Annotated in this window: 19 protein-coding genes, 2 rRNA genes and 3 pseudogenes (1 of these 24 running past the window's edge); 7 read left to right on the forward strand and 17 right to left on the reverse strand. The window is 54.4% G+C overall.

The features are described from left to right. Positions 1 to 5 precede the first annotated feature (5 nt). From RLO149_RS18385 to RLO149_RS18395, 3 genes are all read right to left on the reverse strand, one after another. The gene (locus tag RLO149_RS18385) at positions 6 to 1,061 is read right to left on the reverse strand and encodes an ABC transporter permease (RefSeq protein WP_013963589.1); all 1,056 of its coding nucleotides are present in this window, start codon (positions 1,059 to 1,061) and stop codon (positions 6 to 8) included. Next, complete coding sequence (locus RLO149_RS18390) at positions 1,058 to 2,626, reverse strand: sugar ABC transporter ATP-binding protein (RefSeq protein ID WP_013963590.1); 1,569 nt, start codon at positions 2,624 to 2,626, stop codon at positions 1,058 to 1,060. Before RLO149_RS18390 ends, RLO149_RS18385 begins: the two co-directional genes overlap by 4 nt. Positions 2,627 to 2,710: 84 nt before the next feature. Next, the gene (locus tag RLO149_RS18395) at positions 2,711 to 3,847 is read right to left on the reverse strand and encodes a sugar ABC transporter substrate-binding protein (protein ID WP_013963591.1); all 1,137 of its coding nucleotides are present in this window, start codon (positions 3,845 to 3,847) and stop codon (positions 2,711 to 2,713) included. Between the two features lie 636 nt (positions 3,848 to 4,483). Here RLO149_RS18395 and RLO149_RS18405 point away from each other — a divergent pair. Next, positions 4,484 to 5,677: an alpha-D-ribose 1-methylphosphonate 5-triphosphate diphosphatase gene (locus tag RLO149_RS18405; RefSeq protein WP_013963592.1), complete on the forward strand. Its 1,194-nt coding sequence runs from the start codon at positions 4,484 to 4,486 to the stop codon at positions 5,675 to 5,677. Positions 5,678 to 5,889: 212 nt separating this feature from the next. Next, positions 5,890 to 7,116, forward strand: a complete 1,227-nt coding sequence (locus tag RLO149_RS18410; protein ID WP_013963593.1) for a catalase family protein — start codon at positions 5,890 to 5,892, stop codon at positions 7,114 to 7,116. Positions 7,117 to 7,195: 79 nt separating this feature from the next. Here the strand turns inward: RLO149_RS18410 and RLO149_RS18415 are convergent, their stop codons facing one another. The 3 genes from RLO149_RS18415 to galE form a co-directional block, all read right to left on the reverse strand. Beyond that, positions 7,196 to 7,975, reverse strand: a complete 780-nt coding sequence (locus RLO149_RS18415) for an HpcH/HpaI aldolase family protein (RefSeq protein ID WP_013963594.1) — start codon at positions 7,973 to 7,975, stop codon at positions 7,196 to 7,198. Further along, positions 7,972 to 9,276 carry a metal-dependent hydrolase family protein gene (locus RLO149_RS18420; RefSeq protein ID WP_013963595.1) on the reverse strand — a complete coding sequence of 435 codons (1,305 nt, stop codon included), beginning with the start codon at positions 9,274 to 9,276 and terminating at the stop codon, positions 7,972 to 7,974. Before RLO149_RS18420 ends, RLO149_RS18415 begins: the two co-directional genes overlap by 4 nt. A 784-nt stretch (positions 9,277 to 10,060) precedes the next feature. Continuing rightward, positions 10,061 to 11,068 carry a UDP-glucose 4-epimerase GalE gene (gene galE, locus RLO149_RS18425; RefSeq protein WP_013963596.1) on the reverse strand — a complete coding sequence of 336 codons (1,008 nt, stop codon included), beginning with the start codon at positions 11,066 to 11,068 and terminating at the stop codon, positions 10,061 to 10,063. Positions 11,069 to 11,499: 431 nt separating this feature from the next. On the opposite strand from galE, the gene RLO149_RS18430 reads away from it, so the two are divergent. Further along, positions 11,500 to 12,240 (forward strand): hypothetical protein, encoded by a 741-nt coding sequence (locus tag RLO149_RS18430; protein WP_148264402.1) that lies wholly within the window; start codon positions 11,500 to 11,502, stop codon positions 12,238 to 12,240. A 19-nt stretch (positions 12,241 to 12,259) separates the two neighbouring features. On the opposite strand, the pseudogene RLO149_RS18435 reads toward RLO149_RS18430, so the two are convergent. From RLO149_RS18435 to RLO149_RS18455, 4 genes and pseudogenes are all read right to left on the reverse strand, one after another. After that, a pseudogene (locus RLO149_RS18435) lies at positions 12,260 to 13,433 on the reverse strand (IS3 family transposase). A gap of 257 nt (positions 13,434 to 13,690) precedes the next feature. Next, on the reverse strand, positions 13,691 to 15,163 hold the full coding sequence (locus RLO149_RS18445) for a S1 family peptidase (RefSeq protein WP_013963598.1): 1,473 nt from the start codon (positions 15,161 to 15,163) through the stop codon (positions 13,691 to 13,693). Position 15,164: 1 nt separating this feature from the next. Further along, a complete protein-coding gene (locus RLO149_RS18450) occupies positions 15,165 to 15,815 on the reverse strand; it encodes a hypothetical protein (RefSeq protein ID WP_013963599.1) in 651 nt (216 codons plus the stop codon). Between the two features lie 574 nt (positions 15,816 to 16,389). Beyond that, positions 16,390 to 17,181 carry an endonuclease/exonuclease/phosphatase family protein gene (locus RLO149_RS18455; RefSeq protein ID WP_148264508.1) on the reverse strand — a complete coding sequence of 264 codons (792 nt, stop codon included), beginning with the start codon at positions 17,179 to 17,181 and terminating at the stop codon, positions 16,390 to 16,392. A gap of 209 nt (positions 17,182 to 17,390) precedes the next feature. On the opposite strand from RLO149_RS18455, the gene RLO149_RS18460 reads away from it, so the two are divergent. Continuing rightward, entirely contained in the window at positions 17,391 to 17,609 is a 219-nt protein-coding gene (locus tag RLO149_RS18460) for a LysR family transcriptional regulator (RefSeq protein ID WP_083825512.1), read from the forward strand. Between the two features lie 7 nt (positions 17,610 to 17,616). Here the strand turns inward: RLO149_RS18460 and RLO149_RS24545 are convergent, their stop codons facing one another. After that, a complete protein-coding gene (locus RLO149_RS24545; protein WP_201766493.1) occupies positions 17,617 to 17,775 on the reverse strand; it encodes a DDE-type integrase/transposase/recombinase in 159 nt (52 codons plus the stop codon). A 242-nt stretch (positions 17,776 to 18,017) separates the two neighbouring features. On the opposite strand from RLO149_RS24545, the gene RLO149_RS18465 reads away from it, so the two are divergent. Further along, on the forward strand, positions 18,018 to 18,233 hold the full coding sequence (locus tag RLO149_RS18465; RefSeq protein WP_013963602.1) for a DUF2805 domain-containing protein: 216 nt from the start codon (positions 18,018 to 18,020) through the stop codon (positions 18,231 to 18,233). Positions 18,234 to 18,362: 129 nt separating this feature from the next. On the opposite strand, the gene RLO149_RS18470 is transcribed toward RLO149_RS18465, so the two are convergent. From RLO149_RS18470 to RLO149_RS18480, 4 genes and pseudogenes are all read right to left on the reverse strand, one after another. Further along, positions 18,363 to 19,238, reverse strand: a complete 876-nt coding sequence (locus tag RLO149_RS18470) for a lysophospholipid acyltransferase family protein (RefSeq protein ID WP_044025433.1) — start codon at positions 19,236 to 19,238, stop codon at positions 18,363 to 18,365. A gap of 374 nt (positions 19,239 to 19,612) precedes the next feature. Continuing rightward, positions 19,613 to 19,957: an antibiotic biosynthesis monooxygenase family protein gene (locus tag RLO149_RS24215; protein WP_044025748.1), complete on the reverse strand. Its 345-nt coding sequence runs from the start codon at positions 19,955 to 19,957 to the stop codon at positions 19,613 to 19,615. A gap of 90 nt (positions 19,958 to 20,047) precedes the next feature. Further along, positions 20,048 to 20,893: pseudogene (locus tag RLO149_RS24220) on the reverse strand (alpha/beta hydrolase); the annotation flags it as partial. Beyond that, complete coding sequence (locus RLO149_RS18480; protein WP_013963605.1) at positions 20,890 to 21,222, reverse strand: NIPSNAP family protein; 333 nt, start codon at positions 21,220 to 21,222, stop codon at positions 20,890 to 20,892. The gene RLO149_RS18480 and the pseudogene RLO149_RS24220, both read right to left, overlap by 4 nt. 77 nt (positions 21,223 to 21,299) lie before the next feature. Between RLO149_RS18480 and RLO149_RS18485 the strand changes: the two genes are divergently transcribed. Next, entirely contained in the window at positions 21,300 to 21,983 is a 684-nt protein-coding gene (locus RLO149_RS18485) for an ArsR/SmtB family transcription factor (RefSeq protein WP_013963606.1), read from the forward strand. Between the two features lie 20 nt (positions 21,984 to 22,003). Continuing rightward, positions 22,004 to 22,481 (forward strand): annotated as a pseudogene (locus RLO149_RS24550) (IS6 family transposase); the annotation flags it as partial. Positions 22,482 to 22,821: 340 nt separating this feature from the next. Here the strand turns inward: RLO149_RS24550 and rrf are convergent. Next, positions 22,822 to 22,936, reverse strand: a 5S ribosomal RNA gene (gene rrf / locus RLO149_RS18490). 85 nt (positions 22,937 to 23,021) lie between these two features. Then, positions 23,022 to 25,626: ribosomal RNA gene (locus tag RLO149_RS18495) — 23S ribosomal RNA — on the reverse strand (it continues 226 nt past the right edge of the window).

Below are 25,626 nucleotides of genomic sequence, written 5' to 3' on the forward strand. Positions count from 1 at the left end.
GGGACCTACCGGAAAAGCTCGAGTTTGTTTTTGATGCGTATGACCCCAAGCGCGCCAATACTGACCGCACCCAGCAATACCACGCCCTCGAACAAAGGCTGCAACAGAGGGTCTATTTCAAAGATGCGAAAGTTAAATGAGATGGTACGCAATACAAGCGCCCCAAAGATGGAGCCGATGGCCGTACCAACACCACCCAGCAGCGATGTCCCCCCGATCACCACGGCTGCGATGGAGTTCAGCGTATAGGCCCCCGCCTGCGGGATATCTGCATTCCCGGAAGAGGTTTGCAGCGTGAGGTAAATCCCCCCAATCCCCGCAAAGAAACCGCCCAGTGTGAAAGCCGCGATTTTCGCGCGATCTATATTGAGGCCTGACATATACGCAGCACTTTCGCCCGACCCGATGGCATAGACCGTCCGCCCCGTGACAGAGCGCGCAAAGGGCAGCCAAACGAAAACCGCCACCGCAACCATGAGGATCGCAGGCACCGGAATCCATGATATCGGCACGAACCACGCCGCCTTGCCATCGTCGAACAATCCGTAAGTTGCCGCGATTTCAAACAGGTCATTCGTCATCGCCCAAGCCAGATCGCCATCCACATCTCCGCCAGGAGAGGGACGCAGAAACAGCGCAAGACCCATGAAAATAGCGCCGGTCGCCAGTGTCGCGATGATCGGCTGAATGCGGCCATAGACCACAACGCACCCATTCACAAAACCGCACAGCGCCCCCGTAGCGAGGCAGATGACAAATCCAAATGCGATTTGGAGCGGACTGCCAGACAACAGATGACTGGCAAGCGTGTTCACCAGCGTCATGACCGCGCCCACGGATAAATCCAGCCCCCCCAGCAGCACCGGCACGGTCTGGGCCATCGCAACCATCACAAGGGCAAAGACTTCGTTCGAGTTTTGGATATAGACCGCCGTTGAAAACCCGCGCGGATGGTTGGCGTTGTAAAAGATGTAAAACAGAAGGAAAATCGCGATCACCGTGAGCAAAGGCGCACGCTGTCGCAGGATGATGGCCAGATCGGACGTGCGGGTTGGCGTCATTGGGCGGCTTCCTTGATGTTCAGGGCGCTGGAAATGATGTTGTGTTCGGTGATGTCATCGCCCGCCAGTTCGCGCACAATCTGCCCGTCGTACATGACGTCGACGCGATCACAGCAGCCAATCAACTCTTCGTAGTCGGTCGAATATAGGATGATCGCGGCCCCCTCGGCGGCCAGTTCGCGCAGCAGCAGATAGATTTCCTGTTTGGTGCCGACGTCGATCCCGCGGGTCGGATCATTCAGCAGGATGATGCGCGGTTCGGTCATAAGCCACTTTGCGATCACGACCTTTTGCTGGTTGCCCCCGGAAAGCGTGGACACCGGATCCCCCTCAGCACCGATCTTGATCTGCATCCGCTCAACCGCCTTGCCGACCGCCGTATCAAGCGCTTTTTGGTTCAGCCGCCCGCCCTGAGACACGCGATCAAGCGATGCAATGGCAAGGTTGTCCGAGATCGACATCGGCAACATCAGCCCCTCAGTTTTGCGATCCTCTGGCACAAGCGCGATTTTGATGCCCGCTTTTTTCGCATCTCTGGGCGAGCGGATATGCACGGGCTTGCCGTCAATTTCGACACTGCCGGTGGTGTTTTTCAGAACCCCAAACAGGCCGAGCAGCAGCTCTTTCTGGCCCTGACCATCAAGGCCCCCCAGACCCACAATCTCGCCCTTGCGCACCGACAGGCTGATGCCGCGCAATGTGTTTTCCCAGCCGTAGTCCCGGATTTGCAGAACAGGCGGCGCGGCGTCTGCCTGCACTGGTTCCTTTATGGGCTTCGGCGGGAAATGCGCGGAGATTTCGCGACCAATCATCATTTGCACGATTTCATCAGCGGATCGCGTGCCCTGTTTGAACGTCTCGACGTTTTTGCCATTACGGAAGACGGAACACATGTCAGCCACCGCTTCGATTTCGTGCATTCGATGCGAGATACTGAGAATTGAAATCCCGTCATCGCGCAGCTTGCGCAGGATATCAAAGACGCGGTCCACGTCCGATGCGGTCAAGGCTGAGGTCGCCTCATCAAGGATCAGAACCGTCGGGTCCTTTGCCAGCGCCTTGGCAATCTCGACCATTTGGCGGCGCGACAACGCAAGGTCGCGCACTTTGCTCAAAGGGTTCACATCTTCGCAGCCGATCCTTGCCAAAAGCTCTTCGGCTCGGCGGCGTTGTGCCCTTTTGTCGATGAGGCCAAAGCGGCGCGGCGGATCAGCGATGGAGATATTATCCGAAACGCTCAGGTCCGGCAGCAACGACAGTTCCTGAAAAATGCACACAATGCCCGCGGCATTTGCCGCCGATGGGCCGGGAAAGGAGACAGGTTTGCCCGCGAGATTGATCACCCCCTCATTGGGCGTGACAACGCCGGACATGATCTTGATCAGCGTGGATTTACCGGCACCGTTTTCCCCCAGCACGGCATGGATCGAGCCGAGGTCGCAGGAAAAATTCACGTTTTCCAACGCCGTAACACCGCCGTATCGTTTTGTGATCCCCGTCAAGGACATATGCGATCTGGAATGCCCCGCCTGCATGCCCAAATCCGCTTGGCCGTGTGATGTCATGCGTGCCCTCAACCCTGTCATCGTCTTTCAGCGCTGCATCGCGACGTCACATCGCGATGCAGCAGATCACCTTTGTAAGGTAAATCAGTCGTTGTCAGCAGTCTTTGCCATGATTTCCCGTGCGGTGATGTTCACGCCACAGGGTGGGAATTCGTTTACGGTAAAGAAGTTGTCAGTCAGATCGGGCCAGTAGTTCTTGCCCGCTTCCAATTCGTCATAATCAGCGAAAGGAATAGGCACCGAAACCAGCTGCGGCATCACCTTGCCATCCAGCGCCGCAAGCGCAGCCTTCATGGCGATTGACACCATGCCGGGCGACTGGCCGATGGATTTGCCCTTCAGGCCCTGCGGGCCGTATTCCGCCAGCAGTTTTCTAAAGCCGTTTTCGCTTTCACCGGCAATCGGCACCAACGGGTGACCCGCATCCAGCATCGCCCGCACGGCCCCTGTCGTGCCGCCCTGAACGACAACCGCATCAAATTCCTTGTGCACTGCGATCGCATCTGCGGTCACCTTCTGAGCGGTGCCGTCATCCCAATTGCCGACAACTTCGACGATGTCCCAGTCCCCTGATGGTTCCATCAGCTCACGGAAACCAATGTGGCGGTCGCGGTCAACCGAATTGCCCTGCAGGCCGCGCACCTCAAGAATCTTGCCGGATTTCTGATCGCCCAACTGCTCCATGAGCCAGCGCGCGTACATGCGGCCCATTTCAAGTTGGTCCTGATTGACCTGCATGACCTTGTCGGTGTCGAGAACATTGTCAAAGGGAACCACGACAACATCGTTGCGATCTGCCAGACGGATCACCCGGTCAAACCCCTCCGGAGAGACGGCGATCGTGACAATGGCATCATAGCCCTGGTTGATGAAATCTTCGATGGCGCCAAGCTGCGCGGCAACATCCGTTCCGGTGGACACAACCTTGAAGTCTTCCAACTGGGCTGCGATCTCTGGCTGCTCAGCAAAGGCTTTTGCGGTCTGGATCATCTGAATGCGCCACGTGTTGCCAACAAATCCGTTGACCACGGCAACCTTATGCGGCCCTTCGCGCGGCTCCCATTGCATGAATTTGATGTCATCGCTCCAAGGCGTGAAACACACCGGGTCATGACCCGGACCAGACACGAACTCCGGCCCTGCAAACGCAGCGGTCGATAGCAGCAGACCGCCGACAAGGCTCGCCGCGCCAAACATTTTTTTGTAGTGACTAAGTGTCATTTCAATATCCTCCCAGGATGTAGCTTTGGTTATTTTTATTTGGAAAGTCGCCTTTTTTTGACACGACCAACAGCGGCGCCTCGTGCTGCGCTGCCGCGCGATCCATCATTCGAAATCGCGATCGTGTTTTACCCCCGTCAGAAGCGCATTGTTGATGCCCAATGCACCGCAGGAAAGTCTGTTGCTGGGCGGGGATCCACAAGCGAATGCGGCGCTAATACGTTCTTGTCTTTTCGCCATGATTTCGTCGAGCTTCGCTCTCAATCAAAAAGGAATCGTTGTTATACAGATAGATAGTACACTGATACCAGACGCGATCAATGCCCTTGTCAATGGCAACCCTACGGATCAGCATGGTGCCAAAACAGTATCATCATGAAATCGGCAGGACAGTTCACAGGTTCACCCGACCGAGACTTAAAGAACGCTCTTTGTGAAGAAACCGTTTAAGGAAACTGGTTTTGGATGCACCCTTGGCGTTTTGCAGAACACTGGCAACTCCACAAAGTGTCACCCGTTTTCTGTGGATCACCTCACCCTGAATGCTTGGTGAACATCACCGTTTCAGGTAGCAATCTGGCATCTCACCCGATAGTGACACGCCCAACCCACAGCGTAATGAAACGGTCTTATGGCATGAATCCCCCCTTGGTAGGAAAGGTCGGTGCATCGCATCCGCACCCTGACGGGCACGCACCGCTGTGCCTTGCCAACGCGCAACTCGTTTTGACGGATCAGGTTCTGACAGGGCGCATAGTTGTACAGGCTGGTGTGATAACTGACATTCTGGAAGGTGACGACGTGCCACCCGGTGCAATCGACTGTCGGGGCGACTATGTGCTGCCCGGCCTGATTGAATTGCATACTGACAACCTTGAGCGTCATATCGAACCGCGCCCGGAAGTGAACTGGCCGCATTTACCAGCGCTTGTCGCGCATGATGCCGAACTTGCATCAACCGGAATCACGACAGTCTTTGACGCCTTGCGCGTAGGGTCCATCCATAACAACAAGGCCAGGTACAAAGCCTATGCCCGCGACCTCGCCACTGAACTATTGGCAGCGCGCGATGCAGGTTATTTTCGCATCAGCCATTTCCTGCATCTGCGCGCCGAAACCTGTTCGGACACCTTGCTGGAAGAGATGGCGGAATTTGGCCCCGAGGACCGCGTTGGCATCGTCAGCCTCATGGATCATACACCCGGGCAGCGCCAGTTCAGAGACCTGCACGCACTCAAAACCTATGTGGCCAAGAAACGCGGCTTGTCAGATGCCGATTTTGACGAACACGTTGCCAATTTGAAACGATTGCAGCGGCTTTATGGGGCCAAGCATCAGGCCGGTGCTGTGGCAGAGGCAAACCGCTATGGTGCCACGCTGGCCAGCCACGACGACACCACTGAGGAACAGGTTGAGACATCGCAGAAACTCGGGGCGCATTTCGCCGAATTTCCCACAACGCATGAGGCTGCATTGGCTTGCCGTGCCTCTGGGCTTGCGGTGATGATGGGCGCACCAAACATCATCCGGGGTATGTCGCATTCAGGGAATGTATCGGCAATGGAACTGGCCAAAGAAGGTCTTTTGGATATCGTCTCATCGGACTATGTGCCCTCGGCATTGCTGCTATCGGCATTTCGGCTGTCCGACATCTGGAATGACCTGCCACGTGCTGTTTCCTGTGTGACGGCAAACCCGGCAATGGCGGTCGGGCTCACTGATCGTGGCCGGCTGGCTTTGGGGCTGCGCGGCGACGTGTTGCGCGTGACCCTTGCGGGGGACGCGCCATTGATCCGGGGCGTTTGGTCTCAGGGCCACCGGGTCAGCTAAGCCCCGTTGAGATGGCGTCGTCTGCTCCGCAGGTGGCAAAAGCATGCGCGGAGGCAACGGCGCGTTGTTCCCAAAAACTTCCGGTGTTTTCTGCCGAACCAAAGACCGGTTCTCGCGTCCGTTTGGTAAATACGCCTGCGGATGGTATTCTTGCGGTGTTAAATGACCGCTCATTTTGAAAACTACATAAATTTTTTTTGGAGGATAAGGTTATGGACCGCCGCGATGGATGTTCAACTGAACCCCTGAGTTTTGAACGTATTCCCGAAATGGAAGACAAATGGCGCAAGGAAATCACCGCCATGACCGTCGAATTACAGGACAAGCGAAAGTCGATCCAGAACGATGAAATTCTGCGCGGTGTCCATCCCAAGTCTCATGGCTGCCTCGATGCGGAGTTTACGGTGAACTGCGATATCAGCGCTGAGTTGCAGGTCGGGCTTTTTGCGCATCCGGGCAAGTGCTTTCAGGCAAAGATAAGATATTCGAACGCAGATGTTCTGAAGCGCGCTGATCTCGAGAAAGGCCACGATCCGACTGGTGCCAGATTACTGAAACATGGCAGCCGCGGCATGGCGATCAAGGTTCTTGATGTTGGCGAGCCCGTTCTTTTAGACGATGGTTGTGCTCAAAATCAGGACTTCTTGATGGTGAACTCACCAGAATTTGCGTTTCGCAATGTCCGGGATTATCGGCGCCTGACGCAAGCCCTCTGCGCCTCTGCGGATGGTGCAGACCCGCTTCTTTTCTTTCTGCCCGGCGAACTGCTGAAAAGGGGCATGATGGACATGTCTGGCAATCTGTTGCCCGCACCCGCAAACGAGCCGCAGCAAAATGCCAGATTGCGCGCGCTTTTCGAAACGAACAGCGACTTCTTTGCGGAGTTTGCCGAAGAGGACATGCAGGGCGTGATCAGCGCTGCTGCCGTTGTTGGGGAAATACAGGCGACACCGGTCAGAAACCCGCTTTTTGCGCCCTATTTCAGCGCAGCACCGTTTCGGTTTGGAAATGATCGTGTGATGCGGTTTTCGGTGGTCCCAATAAATTCTGATGCGATGGCGTCGCAGGCGGACATCAGTGCGTTCGAAAATTTCGGCGACGATTATCTGTCGCAAGCGCTGGCTTTATCCGTTGCAGACAATGACCCCATAAAGCTGAGCTTTCGCGTGCAGGTCGCGCAGAGCGAAGACATCAAGAACGATATCGATGGGATGATCGAAAATGCCGCGCGCGCGTGGGACGAAGATCAGTTCACGCATACCGAAGTTGCGCAAGTCACGATAAACCCGCAATGCCAGCCAACAGAGCTTGTCGATACCTGTAAGCCGCTGCTGTTTACACCTTGGCATGCAGTGGCCGATTTCGAACCACTCGGTGGGATCAACCGGTTGCGCAAGCCGGTGTATTCGACCTCAGCAGCTTTCAGGCGGAGCGTCTGAACCGGACGGATGCATCAGACCTTCCGGTCAACAAATAGCGCGAACTGGATGCTCTAGCCTTCCATTTAAAGGCAAGCTCTCAAGAGTTGTTGCCAAGCTGGGATCGAATTGTTGCAATCCCTTCCCCCAAGGCTTTTTGAAGAAGCCATATGTCGCCAAGATAGCACATCAGGCGGCACCCTTCGCGGTGACAACGGGCGGCCTCTTCCGCACTGCCGACCAACCGGCCAACGGGAGTTTCTGCGTCAGCGGCTGCCGCCATTATTCTTGTGACCGCATCAAGAAAAAGCGGATTATTGAAGTCACCGGGTATGCCCAAGGATACACTGAGATCCAAATGACCGATCCAGATCGCGTCCACCCCTGGGAGGGACATGATCTCCTCGCAATTCGTGACACCTTCGGCCGTTTCGATCAGCGCCACGAAACCGGTTTTTTGATTGGCATGTCGCATCGCATCAGGGACAGATCGCTTGCGAAAGTCATCATGTGCGATGCCAATCGCCACGCCGCGTTGACCATCAGGCGCATACTTCAGCGCGGCAATACAGTCACGGGCCTCTTGTGCGGTGCCGACCATCGGCGCGATGACACCCTGTGCGCCGATATCCGCCGCGCGCTGAAGATGATGAGCCGCCTTGGACGGGACGCGCAGCATGGTAGCCAGACCGGCCCCATGAAGGTTGCGTAAAATCTGTGCGCTGGTCTGAAAGGAAAACCCACTGTGTTCCATGTCTACAAACACGAATTCGCAGCCCACAGCGGCCAGTATTTCGCCGATACCCGGTGTTGCGAACTCTCCGAGGTAGGTGCCGATTGGCAGCTGTTCTTGCATCAAAAGAGCATGGAAGGAGGTCATTGCTGCGCCGCCAGCCAACCGCGCCCGCTGTTTTCCTGGTCAGTATTTATCGCGCCATCGCGGCGCTGCTGGTGAAATTTTCCGTCTTTCATGATCGCTTTGAAATGCGCGGGATCGGTAAGGATCGCTATATCGTCCAGGGGATCACCGTCGATCAAGAGCAGGTCAGCCAGAAACCCCTCACGGATCTGACCCAGTTCATCCGGTCGGTTCATGGCGCGCGCACCGATCATCGTGGCCGCGTGAAGCGTCTCGGCAGGGCTGAAGCCATAGTGCTCGACAAAGTAAACGAGGTCATTGGCATTGGTGCCCTGCGGATTAACCGCAAAGCCGTAATCCCCGCCGATCACGATCGGAATATTGCGTTTGCGCATTTCCGCATGGGTCCAGCAGTTATCGTCGTAGAGTTTTTTCAACTCGTCAATCTGGGGCTGCAGCGCGGGATCGTCAGCACTTTGCAGCGCTTCGATAGATTTGATTATCACGCCAATGGCAGGTCCCGTCAGCACCCAGTCCTTGGCCGCTTCCAGCATATCCAGAGCCTCTTCGTCCGCATGATCGCAGTGATAAATCATGTCGACACGATTGCGCACAGCCCGTTTGATTGAATCCGCCGCACGACAATGGGCCGCCACGCGCTTGCCGTGGGCATGGGCCGTCTCAACCGCGACCCGGACTTCGTTTTCGGCCATCACGGTAGAAAACGAATCCGCATTCGGCATGAACACATCACCCGAGATGTTCAGTTTAATGTTGTCTACGCCCTCGCGGATACAGAGCCGCACCGCCGATACGACCTCATCCTCACCATCGACGACCATGCCGAAAGTATGAAGTTTGACATGCATCTTGTTGGCATCCCCAAGACCGCTGGTCACCGTGATTTCCGGACTGGCGGCGCGCAGGCGCGGCCCCGGGATCCGCCCGGCCTCGATTTCGTCACGGATGACGGCATCAAGGCGAACCTTGGCAGAGGCGGCGCTGTTGACGCTGGTAAAGCCCGCATCAAGCAGTTTGAGCGCGTTGTGCATCGTCGCCAGCGTGTGCTCTTCCACACCGATGACCGCGAGGTCCATCAGATCTGCCTGATCGATAAAAGAGATGTGCCCGTGACCCTCGATCAGCCCCGGCATCAGAAAGGCTCCGCCCGCATCAATTACTTCGTCAGCCTCCTGCGCGACCGCATCCGACCCTTTCATCACCTGCGCAATGCGGTTTCCACGAAGACGCAGGTGACCGGGAAAGGGCTTGGCGCCGGAGCCATCAAAGATCATGGCGTTGCAGATGAGGGTTTCTCGCATATCAATCTCCGGTCCTCGAATTTTCAGCCTGCACGAGATACGGCTCGCTGCGCCATGTTTAACAAACCCGTCCGGAGGCCACCCGTCAAGACGCGGTTGCGAATGACGTTCCACACCTTGATGGACGGAACGAAGTCACGTTCAGACACCGATACAGGCTGTGCTCATCGGCGCTGAGGTTTCCTGAGCAAGACGGCGGGACACATAGGATGTCGCGAGAAGGATCTGACAGCATAGTGCCCCTTTGCGTCGCAACATGCGACAGCAACGGTTCGACTGGTCACAGCGTGAAACGCTGAATGAACAGCGCAGGCATGGCTACATTCCGGTGACGCCGATCATCCTCTTGCGAGGCACGTCCCTATTGCGAACTTGCCGTTATTTACTACGGCTGCTCTTTACATATTGAACGTCATTCCAAATGGGGAACGACATATGTCGATCGAAAAATAGCTGATTACCATCAAGGTTATGAAAGCCCTGCAAGAATGCCGTCATCGCTTTTGTTCACCGATTGGAGGCGCCCGCAGGCTTGGCCCTCGTGCTTGTGATCGGGTTCGCAGGCCCCGAGAGTTACGAATAATCGCTTTGACTATCGTGCCTTCAAACCTGAATACATCTTGGCGCCCCACAGTACTGCGGCACCCCTCCAGTTCTTCTGGTCTTACGTAGATCTGACTATCTGTTTGCCGTGATCGCTCCACTCGCTCTCCAGCAGTCTCGACCCCGTTTCGAATGCCGTGACAGAGCCTTGAGATACGCCTGACACGGCCTGCGATCCGGCTCAGTCGAACCCCATGGGGTTCTTTTGTTGCCAGTTCCACGCGTCCCGGCACATATCCGCGAGCTCCAACCTGGCCTGCCAGCCGGTCAAGGTTCTTGCGTAGGACGGGTTGGCATAACAGGCTGCGACATCACCGGGGCGGCGGTCCGTAATCTCATATGGGATGCGCACTTTGTTAACCGTTTCGAATGTCTGGATGATATCGAGCACCGAGTACCCTTTGCCCGTCCCCAAATTCATCGCCGTGCACCCGGTGTCATCCAGAAGCTTCATTGCGCTGACATGACCATCGGCAAGGTCACAAACGTGAATGAAGTCACGGACGCCCGTGCCATCTGGCGTATCATAATCGCCCCCGAATACGGAAAGCTGTTCCAACTGCCCAACAGCGACCTGTGTGACGTAAGGCATCAGATTGTTGGGAATGCCGCGCGGGTATTCGCCGATATCACCCGATTTATGCGCCCCCACCGGGTTGAAATACCGCAACAGAACGACGGACCATTCCGGATCGGACGCGGACAGCGCGCGCAGCATGTCCTCTACAGTGCGTTTCGTGTCACCGTACACATTACAGGTTGAAAGCGGGTGCTCTTCATCGATGGGCAAATACTCCGGATTGCCATAAACCACCGCCGAAGAGGAAAAAATCAGCTTCTTACAGCCAGATTTGTTCATCGCATGCAAAAGCTGGACTGTCCCGCCGACGTTCTGGTCAAAGTATAAAACGGGGTCGGACTGACCTTCGCCTACCGATTTGCGGCCGGCAAAATGGATGACCGCATCGCAACTTTCGCGCATGAGAATGTCTGCGATCATGTCTGAATTACGCACATCAGCCTGATAAAACACAGGTTTCTGGCCCGTGAGCGCGTGCAACCGATCCAGCACCTGCGGGGAAGAGTTGTCAAAGGTATCAACGACAATCGGCTTGTGACCCGCATCGATCAGGCTTATGAAAGTATGCGATCCTATATATCCAGCCCCACCTGTGAGTAATATGTTCAAAGCAGAGGTCCCTTTAATCGTCTGTGCTGCATTCCTGACTACCATGAACAGGCACGCGGTCGAAGGCCAGACAAAAGGTCGCCGTCTTGCTCTCTCATGCGTGCCCCCCTCGATAGCATTGCGTCAGGGCGACCAGCGGATGCCCCGATTTATGAACCGAGCCATATGACGTTTGCGCGACGTCACGCAGAGCTTTCTGGTGCGGATGGTTTATCAGCCCAAACGTTCATTCCGGGGATAACCTCGTGCGAAAATCTTGGGCGTTACATATGACACACAGGGACCACAACGCTCAGGCAGAGGGTGCATCTCGGATGGGCCCAAACATCAACGCTAGACGAAAACCAAAGCGCTTCCCGGCCGGAACTTTGTCGCGCATCATGTGTTACCTCGCACTGCGCCGTTCGGAATCCTCGCAACAGGCGGGCAAGGTGGATAAAGCGCTTGAAATCGTTACACGCGCGCTGGGTCGTGACCGTGAAAATCCAAGGTTACGCAATGAACAAGCCCGTCTGAAGTTCGCGCTCATGCAGACGCGGCGCACGTCTTCACGGCTGGAACATATCCAGCGGGCTCAGACGATTGATATCACCAGCTTGTGCCAGTGCTTCTGGGATGCGGAAAAAGAACTGTCGCTGCTGGAATTGAAAATCGAAGGGGTCTTTGCCTGGCCGCTTGTCCGAATGAACGTTTTTTATGACGCAGCGCAGCGTCTCGGTCTCTACGATGCACCACACCCGAACCTGAAGCGGCAGAGAGAACAACCAACCACTGACCCATTGACTGCTGCTGCTCTCGAGCGGTGCGCGAAGGTCGCCGGTGATAATGCGGTTTCGGCGCGGCAACAGTTTGACAAGACCATCGCCGTGATCATGAACGCACGCAAGTTAAAGGGCGAGGATACATATACCAAGGCCCTCAGAGGGGAAGCAGGCGCGCAAGCGTTGCTTCTGGACTCCCACAGTGGAGCGGATGTTATGGCGGGTGCGATAGATTTCGACGCGCTGCTGACCGAGTTCAAGCGATACAGGATAAACTCTCTTGATTTGGTGATCGAGGCAAACGCGTTGGAAACACTGGACAACCTGCGAGAGTTCTTTGAACGCCGTCTGGGGTTGGAAATCGGTGATTTATCCACAGCGCTCCGGCGCAATGGAGCTGTCCCGTTTTAGTGCCGCCCCTAGTGCTCGTTTAAGCCACCTTCCGTTCGAATGCGACAGGGCTTTTCCATCCCAGTGCTGAGTGACGGCGGCGTGGACTGTAGAAGCCGTTGATGTATTCAAAGATTGCCATCTCAGCGTGCCGCCTGGTTTCCCATGACCGCCGCCAGATCAGCTCGGCCTTGATGGTTTTGAAGAACGTCTCGACAGCCGCATTGTCGTAGCAATTGCCCTTCCCAGGCATCGACACCTTGAACCCATGTTGGCGCAGAATCTTTTGATAGTCGTGAGAACAATATTGGCTACCGCGATCCGTGTGATGGATGCAGCCCTTTGGTGGCGCACGGAATACGATGGCCATGTTCAACGCCCGTATCGCTAGATCACGCTTCATGCGGTTACTGACGGCCCAGCCGATGACACGGCGAGAATGCAGGTCCAAGATCACAGCCAGATACACCCAGCCTTCACGGGTCCAGACATAGCTGATGTCGCCCGCCCATTTCTGGTTTGGCGCATCTGCCGCGCAGTCACGATCCAGTAGGTTCGGTGCTATATTGAACTTATGATCTCTATCCGTCGTGACCTTGTGTTTGCGTGTTCTGACCACTGATATGCCGTTCTGGCGCATCCACTGCCCGACAGGCGATTTGGCAAAGCCAAATCTGCCGAGAGGGGGCGGCCAACACGGCGGTGACCGATATCCAGGCCAATCTCTTTCAACTCCTCAGTCATGCGCGGCCTGCCATAGCTGCCAAGGCTCAGACGAGATTGTTCTTTGATGTGCGCCAGCGTGACCAAATCAGACCGCTGTCTGCGACTGGCTGGCCGGCTTCGAAATGCGCGTAGCCCGCGTGTGCTGACGCCAACGACATCACACAGCCGATTGGTGGGGAAGCTCTCGCTGTGTTCTTCAATGAACCTAAATCTCATTGCTTTAGGCCCGCGAAGAACTGGGTGGCCTTTTTTAAGATCTCCCTCTCCTCCTTGAGAATACGGTTCTCGCGGCGCAGCCGGTCATTCTCTTGAACGAGGCTCATATCCTCTTTTGACACCACATCCGTGTCTCGATGCGCTGTGATCCACTTGTTCAGTGTGGACATACCTACACCCAGATCGTCAGCCACCTGTTTGCGTGTCAGCCCACTGGTCAGCGCGATACGCACCGCATCTTGGCGAAATTCGTCCGTCCGTTTCAGTCCCATAGTCAGTCTCCTTTGTTGCAGTAAATGCTATCAAAGGGGCGGCATCAAACCGCGACAGGTCCACTGCGCAGCGGAGGTCTCTTTAAGGCCGGTTGTGTTGAGAAAGCTCAAATACGCGGGAGGCTCGAGTTTTCCGCAAACAGACTAACCTCAAACCGGAAACTGTTCAGCAGGCAGATAACTAATGGTAGCGAGTTCTAGCCTTTGCTACTATTTTCCGCCAGTTTTGGTCTGCTGTCAGACGGCCCCGAAGACTCCTAAATTGGCGGCATCGTCGACATGTGGACACTCAGCGTCGCCACTGCCCAATCATAGAGTGGTGGTAATGCCTGACTGCACGCCGTTGAATTTCCAGTTGCCTGACACTGGGCCAGCAAAGGGGTATTGATGAACGAACTTCGCCTCAATGCAGCAACTCCGAAATAGTGCGGTCCCCGGCCAATGTGGGAAACAAACCCGTAGTTCTGATACATGTTCGCGTGGTCTACAGGGACTGTGGGCCCGGCGACACCTTTTCTATTGGCCATAAAACCGTCTGGCCGGGAAAGAGGGTAACTATACGTGAAATTTGGATCAAATACATTCGGCCCGATTGCAAAACCCAAGTCACTTTCAAGCTGAAGGGAGAAATTCTGAATTGAAAACTGAAAGTTTGCGTCTCCCGATGCATCGTAAGATCTGATCCAAATAGCGACCCCGTTTCCCACCGTGGCAGTGCAGCCTGAGCTAGAAGGACGAAGATCGCTTCCTTGTGGGAGGGGGATGACAGCACCCGAAACTAAATCCTCCCAAACTTCGAACACCAGTTCGTTAAAATTTAGCGGCAATCCAAATCCGACAGCGTTTTGTAGTTGTTGCAATCCAAGCGGATCATCCACGGTCGCTGCGATCTCATAGAATGTACTTTTGCGTGAGAGTGAGAGACTAAAATTACCACAATTTACAGTGTTGATTGTGGACTGCGGGCTCTGAACAGAAAACGAGAGGTTAGTCTCCGGGTTAACAGCTTGTCCGGCTGAAACGCTGCTCCAATTGCTCTGGTCCAACAGATAGCTGGCATTTACTGCCCAAACTATGCCCGTGGCTCCGCTTTTCAGACCCCCTGCACCGATAGCAACGACTCTACCTTGGTGGTCGAACACCGGCGCGCCAGAATGGCCGTGCGTCAAATTTCCATCTAGCCGCAGTATTGCTGTATCCAGCTCCCACGGACCATTTTGAGCAACAGTGTTCCTTTCCGCACTTGGTAAAAGGTCTCTCAATTTGGCTGGAGGTGGCTGATTGCCCGTTGTTACGGTGAGTAGTTTGTCATCGGCGGTGGGAGCCCCCAGTGCAAAACCGACGACCGCGACTTGCGAATGCAACGGAGGGAAGGCATCGGTCAATGTTTGAACAGTTGCGCCAGTAGGGCTATCCAGCTCTAATGCGATCAAGTCTTGTGCGCGAATTTCCCTAATCGGTCCGGCGCTAAAAGTTCCGTGGTTCTTGAACACGATATTTATTGTATTGCACCCAGCCACGACATGTCTGGCGGTGATGACCTGTTTTGAGGTGGGCCAAACGAACGCGGTTCCAGAGCGGTCCTGACCATCGGTGCAGTTGGTAGCTACAACAAACCCAACATCGCTCCGCGCAGAGCTCAGCATCTGCGTTGAAGGCGATTGAGCCAAGAGCGGAAAGGCCCAAATACAAGTCAGAACAACGGTCAATCGCCCGAGTAAATCAAACATATCAGCTTACATCCTCGCAAAAGACATCGTAGATATAATCAGCAAACTTAGCTTGATCACTGTCACTTAATGACAAGCCAAAGCTTCCTGCGCGCTGCCACGGATCCTGAAACTTTGCCATGGCCTGAAGGCGAAGTTGCGGGCTTGCGTGAGCGCTCTCCAAGAGCGCATTACACTGAGCACTTGTAGCTGCGCTGAATGCAATCCCCCGGGTTTCCGGGCGGATGTCTTCTGGTTCAGGCGTCGATGACAAGCTCCCTGTGCGCAAGCCTGTCTTTTCAAAAATCGCGAGTTCAATTGCGCGCGCTTGGTCGCCGCTAGACAGAGTATACGATTCTACCGTTTGCTTGAACGAAGGCGCAAGCCAAGCATGGGTACGCGTCACAATACCCGACGGCAATCCGATCACAAACCCAATACAAAATGCCAATAGGCGAACATTCGGAACCGATGACTGAAGGGGCAGCTTGCCTCCGAGGCCGAAGAACGCTGCCAGTAAGGCAATCAACCCAGCGAGGAATTCCCCTGCCAATTGAGAGACCGACAAGCCAACGATGCCGCCGACTAATAATCCAAGCGCCAAACCAGATAGGTAGTCCAACAGTCCGGGTTTCGGTTGCGGCTCATCGCAAGCTTGCGAGGATTCTGTCATTTTGAAGTTCCATAAAAAAGATCTTGTCGGTTAACGAATGTGTAAAATCGCAAAGTAAATTCTGTGGTGCTGACCCAAAAGCTGAATGCAAGCAGCAATCAAATCAAGAAGAATCTTGACTTTACGCCCGCTCAAACTGCCAACTATCACTCAGGCCCGTAAATGATCTGGTCAGTGCGTCTTTTTGCTCAGCGCACTCGTTGATGACGAAACGAAAGAAATTGAATCGAAAATACGAAGCAAAAACAATAATTTGAGCTACTGTCGGTGTCGTAGACACCCATCCTGAAACTGCACAACAAAACTGCTGAACGGACGATGCGATCCGTCGTCGTAACTACCTGTTTGTTGGATCACAGACCGGCGGCCGTGCCGCCGCTATCGCTTAAACCCTGATCGAAACCGCCAAGCTGATCGGTATCGCCCCTCAAGCTTGACCGAACAAGTCTCACATGCACTTATAGATGCCCGCAAGCGGTGGCCTGCATTTTTCGAAGATGTGGTGGTCAAGTCTGAGGCTGGATCAGGATCGGCTTCGGGTGGGTGTGATAGGGCTGCTGTGGTTGCCAAAAAGTCAGATTGTAAGCACCAAGGGGCAGTGATCCGAAACCTCTGGGTTGTAGACTACATTGAATTCTTGCACCGCATCGGCGTCACTGATCAACATGTAGTCCGCGAATTTGCCAGACTTTTTGTATTGTGTATTTCGCGTACTGGTGAAGCCGCGACCGGTCACCAGCTCTGACAGACCAGCCGCCCCAAGAATTTCAAGCGTTTCACTGTGCGGTTCAACGTTGAAGTCGCCACAGACGATCCTCAGGTCGCCCGGTTCAGAGATGTGCCGTGACAGCGCAAGAAGCCGCTGCGCCTGTTCCGCCCGCTCGGGTGTGTCCATCTTTCCATTCAGATCGCGCAACCCATGCATATGGGTGACACTGATGCAGCGATCCGAGTTGTAGTCATAAACCCGGATGCCATGGGCGCTCCGTGATCGAGGATGATCACCGTACCCGACAGGCGAATAGCCCTTGTGCACAAACCCCTGAACCTGCCCGATGATCGGAATCGACTTATGCACGAATGTGGCCAACCCCCATTGGGAGGGGAACGACTGGTCTTCGTCCCAGAGCACGCCCTGCGCGGCGGGACAGAAGGTTGCTGTGTGTTCCGGCAAGGCTCTGGCAACGTCACGAAAGAAGTTTGCCCGTTGGGGCAGGATGTGATCCCCATCGCGGTATGTCAGCCAGTCTTTTTCAGAAATGGGGCTGTGGACGACTTCTTGCAGGCAGAGCACGTCAGGTGCAGATTCTGCGACATAGGGAACCAACGCTTCGTGAAGCTTACCACCCCACCCATTCAAGCACATGATTTCCACAGTTTCACCCCTATTAAATTACCAGATGAAAGGTTTGCAGGATTTTAAATCATCCGCAATGCGGGTTCTTAATTGGTTGTAATTGCATCCTTACGGTCCAATCCGAACCGGGCCCTGGCGGCAAATACAGAAAGGCGGTGCAGCGAGATTTTGAAGGTGTAGAACGTAAGCTAGAGCGATGGGAGAACAAAGAGCATATGATGAAATTTCGACACCTAAGATACTTTGTCGCTGTCGCGGAAGAGCTGAATTTCACACATGCAGCTGAGCGGCTGAATATGGCGCAGCCTCCCTTGAGCCAACAGACCAAACAGATGGAAGATGATCTGGGTACAATCCTGATTGAACGGGGAAGCAGGCCAATGCGCCTCACCCGAGCAGGTGGGGCCATGCTGGAGCATGCAACACGGATATGGTGACCCGCTGTTAGCAGCGAACGGCGTCACTGGCCTGGCGCATGAAGGCCCTTGCAGCGCTGGCGTTTCGCCGAGCGGTTAATCGAAAATCGATAAGCTGGCCACGCTGATCGACGGCTCGCCAAAGACAACACGAACGCCCATCTACACGGATGTAGGTCTCATCCACATATCATTGAAGCCCCCGCCATGCACGGTGCTGGCCGTACGCGCGCTTGCGGATCTCCGGCCCGAATTTCTGCACCCAACGGTCTTCCACCGTGATCCCGCGCTCAACTAGATGGTCGCGCGTATCTCGGTAAGAAAGCGGCTAGACAGAAGCAGTCCTTGACCTGTCGAACGCAATCGCCCTTCTGGTTAATCGAGACCAGGTTGCTTGCTTTGAAAGCATGATCCGCTAGTTAGCAATTTATGAAAAAAACGCAAAGCCTACCGCTGGAACACATCAGCGAGATCGTTCAAATGGCACTTTCTGATCATGTCAGCTTCGCGGATATTGAGCAGGAGTTCGGGCTTGATGACAAGGCTGTGAAAGCGCTCATGCGAGACACTCTCAAGCCCGGAAGCTATAAATCTTGGCGTAAGCGTGTGCGTGATTTTGCAGACCGGCGCGCGCACTATAAATAGGGATCATCGGCCCAGAGCCTACCTTTGTCTAACTAGCCGTCGCTGCAGCGCTCTCCTCCAAACTGGTCGTTGGTCGAAGGCGCAGCATTCCCGTACCGCAGAGGAGTCGTTGGCGAGTCCCCTTTGCGATCAAGCACCGTCCCATCGTCGCAGCATCCAGTACCACTGTTCTGGATTTGCCATGATCCGCGCGGATAGACTGTCGTTGAATTCATGCGTCATGGTGATGCTGTCAGTGTGGGGAATTGGGGTTTCGAACTCCACACGAAATGCGTTTCCATCATCTATTCGGGTGCCATATGCCGGGATCATGGGCAGATCGTATTTGAGCGCAAGCTGGGCTGCCGAGAGAGATGTGAGGGCGTCATGCCCAAGGAACGGTATCCTGACGCCTTCTGCATATTTCTCATCTAGCAGGATCGAAACTATGCCGCCATCCCGTAGATGGCGCACAAGGGCTCTGGTTCCGATACGACCGGTGGCCAGGATCGGCTTCCCCCCTGCCTCAATACCTGCAAGCATGCGACGCTCATAGTGGCGATTTTTGTTCGGACGATATACTGCGCCGCTTTCGAGCCCATGCATTTTGAGCACAGCGCGAACAGCTTCCCACTGCCCGAAATGACCGGAAACGATGATCACACCCTTGCCAGCTGCCTGAGCTTCTTTCAGAGCGACGAGTCCTGGACCTGAAGCATTGAATTTATGGTGTTGGGTTTGAAATTCAGCATCGTGGTAGATCTCGAACAGTGTTCTCCCCATCTGCCGGCCCATATCTTGGCCCAACTTAGCGCGCGCGCCACGCTTCATATTGGGAAAAACCCGTTTGGCCTCGCGGTCAAATCGGCGACGTGCAGGCGGAAACCAACGCATGACGGTTTCAAATGTTGTCCCCAACCCTCGAGACCGGGAGTCAAAGGAGCGCATTCGAGTAGCGGCCAACGCCGACCACAAAGGGAAGTATTTGGCATGCTGTAAGAACGATTTGAGCGAAGTAGAAAACATTGTTCTCTATGACTGGATTCAGTGCCAATACCAATCGAAAACAACAGGCCGTATCACTCCGCTCCATGTCTGCCACAGGTAGTTCCAAAAGGTTTTGACCGGACCCTGCAGCACTGCAGCACAATCCAGCGTCCGTACGATAGTCTCCAGCCTCTCCCGCCCAAAGCTGCCGTCTGCGATGATCTCGGTCGCAGCGCCGCAGCTTCACCAGATCGGTCATTCGCCGCATCCGCACAACCGGAGCGCATGCGAACTCACAGGTTGCGGACTTAATTACCCTTTGCCACGTGCACGTCAACGACTGCTCAATGCCCAAAATTTTCCGGTGTAACGAAGGGCCAGAAATGCCAGTTCTGTTCGTAAAATGAATGTGGTCACTTCGCGTGCGCCTTTCGGCTATCAGACGGGGCCTGCGTCCTGTCAAACATGCCATAGTCACGAACCACACTTGCAATCCGAAGGCGGTAGTCGGCGAAAACACCGTCCCTGCCTTTGGTCTGTGCACCGCGATGTGCGCTCAAAGTGCGCCACCGCGCGATTGCCGCTTCGTCCTCAAAGAAGGAAAGCGAGAGAACCCGGTGTGGGTTGGTCAGGCTTTGAAACCGCTCAACAGAGATGAAACCATCCACTTCGTTCAGCATAGGACGCATTTCAGCAGCGATAGCGAGGTATTCGTCTTTGCGACCTTCCGCTGGCTCAACTTCAAAGATAACTGCAATTTGAGTATTTGCACCGGCGGTGTCTTCGGATTTGGCTCCTAAAAATGCCCGCGTAGTATCGTGAAGTCGAAAGCGGCCAGATTCCAGATGTGCAAGATGCGTTGCACGCGCCAGTTTGATGTCCTGTTTGTCAGCAGCGTTTGTAAACGCATCATACAGCCAAGCCGCATCTTTGTCTGGAACCAGGCTATCCCATTCGCCCCTCACAATCAGAACCGGGCAATGCACCTGTGATGGGTCATATGGAAACTTGCCGCTCCAGGCGGCGGAGATGTCTGCAGCGGGACCAGAAGGCACAGTTACTGCCGGCGGCGATACCGTTTGGCTGTCGTAGTCTGTGTCCAGATAAGCCTGGCCCCATTCAGAAAAATGGGCATCAGATAGAACCGCAGCTTTGCCGTCCGGGACATCGGCGGTGAAACGGTCATATTGGCTTTGCAACGTGATGGCTCGCGTCGGCGACATTGTTGTTTCGGTTACTGGATTGTCTCGGCGTGATATCGGGCCGAACAAGATCAATCGGTCAACGAGATCGGGGTGGGATGCCGCGAAGCCACCAGCAGGAAGCGTCCCCCAAGAATGTGCGAGTAGGGATATACTTTCAGCGGCGGTTTGTTTCTGAATTTCTTGGACCGCCGCTTCAATCTGTTCAACTGCGTTCCCAAAACGTCCCGATATTGAACTATCTTGATTGTCGTTGGCGCGATCAGATGATCCAAAACCGATAAAGTCGAGGCCCCACACGTCATACCCCGCATCCGCAAGATCATCGGCCCAGGATCGTCCGTCGAACTTGAAGCCTACGGACAATGCGCAGGGGAATGTTGCGCCGTGAATATAAAGTACGGGTGGGTAAATCGGCAGGCCGTGATCGCTAGTGTAATGGTGCAGCGCAAGTTTAAGACCGTTCGGGCCACAAACATCTATTGATATCATGGTGTTATGCTCCCAGTCCCATGCGGCGTGGAGGCGAGTTTCAGAAAGGTTCTGTCTTCGCGGAGAATGAATTTATCTTTTTGGGCAAACTCGTAGTTTTCGCGCCCAAGCGGATCATCTGCAAGTCTAGCGCGATAGACCTCATAGTCAGCAAGACTCGTCACATTGTAGATACCGTAGGCTAAAGTGCTGGAACCTTCGTGCGGCGCATAATAGCCGATCAGATCAGCGCCGCAGCGCGGGATTGCCTGGCCCCAGTTGCGAGCATACTCGCCAAACTCGGCTTTTTTCGTGGGGTCGATGTGGTAGCGGATTACACAGGTCAGCACGGCAATTTCCTTTTCAAAGACTGTTGTGTGTATTCTATGCTATTGCTGTGTGGAAATGCTTCGACTACGCTCGAAGTATGAAAGAAGGTCCTGATATCGCCCACATCGCCGCGCTGATTGGTGATCCAGCCCGTGCAAATATGTTGACGGCGCTGATGAGTGGGAAAGCTTTGACGGTTAGTGAATTGTCCGAAGAGGCAGGCGTTACGATTCAAACCGCAAGCTCGCATCTGTCAAAGCTGGATGCCGGCGGCTTGCTGCGCCCGCGCAAGCAGGGGCGGCATAAATATTTCTCGCTGGCGAACGACGAAGTGGCTCATGTTCTGGAAGGTTTGATGGGTCTTGCTGCCGGATCTGGCCATCTTCGCAAACGAACTGGTCCGAAAGATATCGAACTGCGCAAAGCACGCGTTTGCTACAACCATCTGGCTGGAGACATGGGAACGCAGCTGTTCGATAGTCTCATGGCGCAAGGGCATCTGGCTATAAATGGTGAAGACCTGATCTTGACCACGACTGGCGCAAACTTCGCAACTGGCTTCCATATCGACCTCGACAGTCTACGCAGCAACAGAACGCCACTTTGTCGCGAGTGTTTGGACTGGAGCGAGCGTAGATCGCATTTAGCTGGCAGTCTTGGTCGGGCATTCTTGAGTCGCTTCGAAGATTTATCTTGGGCATCACGCGATCAGAAAACTCGGGTCGTGACATTTTCGCGAATTGGAGCACAAGAGTTCGAGCGTCTGTTTGCTATGAAATGAGGGGACTTTTGAGGTTCAGCATGCCCCGCAAATCTCCGTTCAAGCACCAACGTTTTCCGCGTGAGATCACCCTTTGTGGTATTTGCGGTATCTATTGTCCTATCAGGATGTCGTGGAACTTCTGGATGAGCGCGGCGCCAGTGTAGGTAGGTCCACGGGTTATCGCTGGGTCCAGGAATTCGGGCCTGAGTTAACCAAACCAACAGAAAAGAATCTGCGCCGAGCGCGTGTCGACTTGCATGTCCCCTCTCGGCAGGTTTGCTTTGCAAATCGCCTGTCGGTTAGTGGATGAAACCTATATTCGCGTGGGTGGCCCTTTCTCTTCACTGCAAGTAGCGACTGCCAGGCAGTGAGCGGCGCGATCTATGGCGGGCTGTCGATGCGAACGGCCAGATGGTCGACTTCCGCCTCACGACACGGCGGGATGCGAAGGCGGCCAAAGCCTTTCTAAACAAGGCGATCGAGCGTATCCGTCTGCATCGGCCTGTCACGATCTGTGCTCGCTCTCGGGACATTGCTGCACAATGCCTTTCCGGGAAACGGACAAGGCGCTGGCCTACGCCCATGTCATGGTCGCGTTTGATGACTGTCTTGTCCAGTTGTAATTTGATCTGCATAAGCAAGCGCATAGCCGACCTTGGAGAACCGAGGCATAGGCGCGGCTATGCGGGACACTTACCGAGTTTCAACACCACAGATCGTATGCGACAGCACTTTGTGAGCGCAAAGAAACTACTGACCGGATTATTGCAACGAACTAGGTCACAACAACAACATCGGTTCCGTTTTTGGATTAATTTGAACATCGAAGAGAGATACTAACCAGAGGTTTTATTAGGTTTGGCGGTGACCTACTCTCCCACGTCTTAAGACGCAGTACCATCGGCGCTAAGGCACTTAACGGCTGGGTTCGGGATGGGACCAGGTGTTTTGCTCTCGCTATGACCACCAAACCATAAAAAACCTCTGTGTCCAAGTCATGTACAACTATGTATGTGTATGCTTTCGAACCAAATAGAAGTCTTGCTTCTACTGGATCAAATCAAGCCTATCGAGCAATTAGTACCAGTCAACTGAACGCATTGCTGCGCTTACATCTCTGGCCTATCGACGAGGTGGTCTACCTCGGCTCTCAGGGATACCTTGTTTTGAGGGGGGCTTCCCGCTTAGATGCCTTCAGCGGTTATCCTTTCCGATCATAGCTACCCAGCACTGCTATTGGCATAACAACTGGTCCACCAGTGGATCGTTCACCCCGGTCCTCTCGTACTAGGGGCAACTCCTCTCAAGTATCCTACACCCACGGAAGATAGGGACCGAACTGTCTCACGACGTTCTAAACCCAGCTCACGTACCTCTTTAAACGGCGAACAGCCGTACCCTTGGGACCTGCTCCAGCCCCAGGATGAGATGAGCCGACATCGAGGTGCCAAACACTGCCGTCGATATGGACTCTTGGGCAGTATCAGCCTGTTATCCCCGGCGTACCTTTTATCCGTTGAGCGATGGCCCTCCCACTTGGGACCACCGGATCACTATGGCCGTCTTTCGACTCTGCTCGACTTGTCAGTCTTGCAGTCAGGCTGGCTTCTGCCATTGCACTCAACGAGCGATTTCCGACCGCTCTGAGCCAACCTTCGCGCGCCTCCGTTACGCTTTAGGAGGCGACCGCCCCAGTCAAACTACCCACCACACAGGGTCCCGGATCCGGATAACGGACCGCGGTTAGACATCAAGCAGAACAAGGGTGGTATCTCAAGGGAGGCTCCACGAAGACTAGCGTCTCCGCTTCAAAGCCCACCACCTATCCTGCACATGTTCGGCCTAATGCCAGTGTGAAGTTGTAGTAAAGGTGCACGGGGTCTTTCCGTCTAACCGCGGGAAACCTGCATCTTGACAGGTAATTCAATTTCGCTGAGTCTATGTTGGAGACAGCGGGGAAGTCGTTACGCCATTCGTGCAGGTCGGAACTTACCCGACAAGGAATTTCGCTACCTTAGGACCGTTATAGTTACGGCCGCCGTTTACCTGGGCTTCAATTCAGAGCTCTCACCCCTCCTTTTAACCTTCAGGCACCGGGCAGGCGTCAGACCCTATACGTCGTCTTGCGACTTCGCAGAGCCCTGTGTTTTTAATAAACAGTCGCCACCCCCTGGTTTGTGCCCCCAGCCAATACTTGCGTAGAAACTGGGCCTCCTTCTCGCGAACTTACGGAGGTATTTTGCCGAGTTCCTTCAACATAGTTCTCTCAAGCGCCTTGGTATTCTCTACCAGTCCACCTGTGTCGGTTTAGGGTACGATCTAGCGATGGAGCTATTTCCAGGAACCTCTAAGCAGCCCATTCAATCCGATAAGGATGAACTACCCTCGAGATCCGTCACTTCCATCTGGCCCAGGAATATTAACCTGGTTCCCATCGACTACGCCTTTCGGCCTCGCCTTAGGGGTCGGCTTACCCTGCTCAGATTAGCTTTAAGCAGGAACCCTTGGACTTTCGGCGACAGTGTCTCTCACACTGTTTGTCGCTACTCATGTCATCATTCTCACTAGTGATCTCTCCACCGGATCGCTCACACGCCGGCTTCACAGAAAACTCCGCGTGTCCAATATCCCCGAAGGGAATAAGGACACATGGAATTATGTCACACTACGCTCTGCTACCATGCAATAAATGCATCCTAAGCTTCGGCTCATGGCTTGAGCCCCGTTACATCTTCGCCGCAGGACAACTTATTTAGACCAGTGAGCTGTTACGCTATCTTTAAAGGATGGCTGCTTCTAAGCCAACCTCCTGGTTGTTTTGGTCGTCCCACCTGCTTTCCCACTTAGCCATGAATTAGGGGCCTTAGCTGTAGGTCAGGGTTGTTTCCCTCTTCACGACGGACGTTAGCATTCGCCGTGTGTCTGCCATCTAGTACTCCTCGGTATTCGGAGTTTGGTTAGGATCAGTAAGCCTGTGGGGCCCCATTACCCATCCAGTGCTCTACCCCCGAGGGTATTCGGATGACGCTCTACCTAAATAGATTTCGCAGAGAACCAGCTATCTCCGAGTTTGATTGGCCTTTCACCCCTAGGCACAGCTCATCCCGATCCTTTTCAACGGATGTGGGTTCGGTCCTCCAGTAAGTGTTACCTTACCTTCAACCTGGCCATGCCTAGATCACTCGGTTTCGGGTCTGATCCCACGAACTCGACGCCCTATTAAGACTCGCTTTCGCTGCGCCTACACCTAACGGCTTAAGCTTGCTCGTGAGACCAAGTCGATGACCCATTATACAAAAGGTACGCTGTCAGGGCGTAAAGCCCCTCCAACTGATTGTAGGCGTTCGGTTTCAGGTACTGTTTCACTCCCCTCGTCGGGGTGCTTTTCACCTTTCCCTCACGGTACTGGTTCACTATCGGTCAGTAAGGAGTACTTAGCCTTCGAAGGTGGTCCTCCGATCTTCAGACAGAATTTCACGTGTTCCGCCCTACTTAATACGTCCTCTCATGCTTCTTATACGGGACTATCACCCACTCTGGTTGCGCATTCCAACGCATTCTAACCACAATTGAGGCTCGGCTGGTCCCCGTTCGCTCGCCGCTACTAGGGGAGTATCAATTGATTTCCTTTCCTCCGGGTACTTAGATGTTTCAGTTCCCC

The sequence above is a fragment of the Roseobacter litoralis Och 149 genome (genome assembly GCF_000154785.2).
GTDB lineage: Bacteria > Pseudomonadota > Alphaproteobacteria > Rhodobacterales > Rhodobacteraceae > Roseobacter > Roseobacter litoralis.